Source organism: Arcicella sp. GW458-12-2-14-TSB2 (assembly GCF_059423785.1).
The window spans coordinates 1-2,272 of the sequence record NZ_JBWKYN010000322.1; the positions used below are offsets into that span (position 1 = coordinate 1).

Here is a 2,272-nt window from a genome sequence, read left to right on the forward strand (position 1 = left end):
GTTGAAAACTCGTGCTACATGAACAGTCTAAGAATGAAAAGTTTCGAGATATTGCGAGATTCTCGAAGAATCTCGCAATATCTCGAAACTTTATTCCTACACACAGCAATTCTGCTTATTAATTTTGCATACATAAAACTGCATTTTACATCAATAAATACACAGTTCAAATACTTTGGTTTGTGTCGTATTGCTTCTTGTATATAGTTTAGCAGTAGAAAACAACGACACACTACTATCAATAAACCCCGACAAGAGAAAGTCGAGCATAACATTACAAGCTCAAAACCTGCTATTTTTTGAGAATAGGTCATTTCAAATAAGAATACCGACCATTTTTTTCAAGCCGTAGCACGAGTTTTCAACTCGTGTGTTATTTACGAGTTGGAAACTCGTGCTACTAATATCCAAACGTAAATTTATTCAATACATTACCATTATAGGTTACTGTAATAGTGTTCACGCGTTGCTGGTCGTCTAAGCTATACGTTATATAATATGGGTATTGGGCACCATAAGAATTAAATGATTTTGGAATCATTTTAGAACAACTTAAAATAATATTCGTAAAAGAAGATGATAATTTTAAAAACTGAGTTTTTTCAGACAGTATATACAAGGGGTTCTTTACTGTTGTAAATTCAGTTAAGTAATAGGTATAGTCATAAGAGTATTCTTTGTAACGTAGGTCTGTCAACTGTCCATTACTATCATAATTATGGCTGTAGAAACTATAAAAGGCTCCACCTTCATTACCATAAACTATTTTTATTACTTGTCCTTTGTTATTATAAATCCATTTGCTGAAATTCCCTGACTTAATTTCGGTATCATCAATATTGTATATATAATCAGTAGTTTTGCTATAGGCACCCTCAGAAGTATATTTTTCGCTTATACTTAGATTTTTATTATTTCTAGTAAATTCATAAGTAGAAACAATATCCTTATTGGTTGTAGTATTTCTTGTTGTTTCAGTATAAGAAGTTAAAAGTTCGTCTTTCCAAACAAAAGTACGGTAGGTAGGGTATTCGTTGCTGTAAGAATCAATTTTCAGGGTTTTCGGGAGCGACGAGCTTGTTGCTTGTGGTTGAATCTCATCTGATTTTTTTGAAGAGCAACCTCCTAAAACTAAAACAGCCATCAATAGAGCAATAGTTTTGTAGCATTGTAACATGATTTATGGTGTTAAAGGTAGATTATGTAATAAGCAAAAAGCCTCTTAATTGCGGGGCTGATTGTGTTACCAAATTGGGTGGTCAGCCTTGGGAATTGACAAGCAACCCACTATTTGTTGACCACCTATTACTCATACAAGTTAATATAAGCACAGCCGAAAGCCCACATCAATATCCAAACGTAAATTTATTCAATACATTACCATTATAGGTTACTGTAATAGTGTTCACACGTTGCTGGTCGTCTAAGCTGTAATCTACGTAGTTCGGTATGCCACTAAAAATAAATGACCTCGGAATCATTTTAGAACAAAACAACGTAACGATTTCGTTAGGATAACCTAAGGCTAGAAATTGAGTTTTCTCAGCCAATAAATACAACGGATTCACAACAGACGTAAATGAACTCATGCTATAAGTAATGTCTCGACTACCATCTTTGTTACGGAACCGCGTCAACTGTCCACTATTATCATAGTCGTAGCTATAAAACGAAGTGTTGGGGTTGCCAGAATAATATTTAATCAACTGTCTGTTGCTATTATAAAGCCATGTTTGATGATCAGGTAAAGACATCTCTGTTCCATCTTCATTATAATGATATTCATAAGTACTGCTTCCATCTGGATAATCAGCCCCTTGATAGGTATATTTTTTGGTCTGAATTAAATTCTGACTATTTCTAGTAAAATCATACGTCCTGACAAAATCCGTATCCTTATTAGCATTAATGCTTGTGATAGTATACGACGTTATGATAGTATCTTGCCAAACGAACGCAAGATTAGTAGGAGTCTTTTCGTAAAAAGACTCAATCGTTAGTGTTTGTGGTAAGAGAGTTACGGCTTCTTTGGGGGTAATATCATCTGGTTTTTTAGATGAGCAACCTCCTATTATTAAAATAAGGAGGAGTAATGTGATTTTTGTATAGTGTTGTAGCATGGGGATAATAGTATTAAAGTTTATTGTGTAAAAAACAGAAGCCTTTTGAATTGCTTCGAAAGGCTTTTAAAGTTATATAAAAAAACGATTAGTTACTATACGTAACAGATTTTACGTAAATTTCCTATCTCTAGCGAGGGACTTAAGTCCCT

Annotated in this window: 2 protein-coding genes; both read right to left on the reverse strand. The window is 33.8% G+C overall.

The window, feature by feature from the left end; all coding sequences use genetic code 11:
- Positions 1-400: 400 nt before the first annotated feature.
- Complete coding sequence (locus tag AC07XN_RS24120) at positions 401-1,177, reverse strand: hypothetical protein (protein WP_494744900.1); 777 nt, start codon at positions 1,175-1,177, stop codon at positions 401-403.
- 169 nt (positions 1,178-1,346) lie between these two features.
- Complete coding sequence (locus AC07XN_RS24125) at positions 1,347-2,120, reverse strand: hypothetical protein (protein WP_494744901.1); 774 nt, start codon at positions 2,118-2,120, stop codon at positions 1,347-1,349.
- Positions 2,121-2,272: the final 152 nt, after the last annotated feature.

Coding starts and splice junctions, on each gene's coding strand:
- AC07XN_RS24120 (WP_494744900.1), bottom strand. CDS start 1,177: ATGTTACAATGCTACAAAACTATTGCTCTATTGATGGCTGTTTTAGTT.
- AC07XN_RS24125 (WP_494744901.1), bottom strand. CDS start 2,120: ATGCTACAACACTATACAAAAATCACATTACTCCTCCTTATTTTAATA.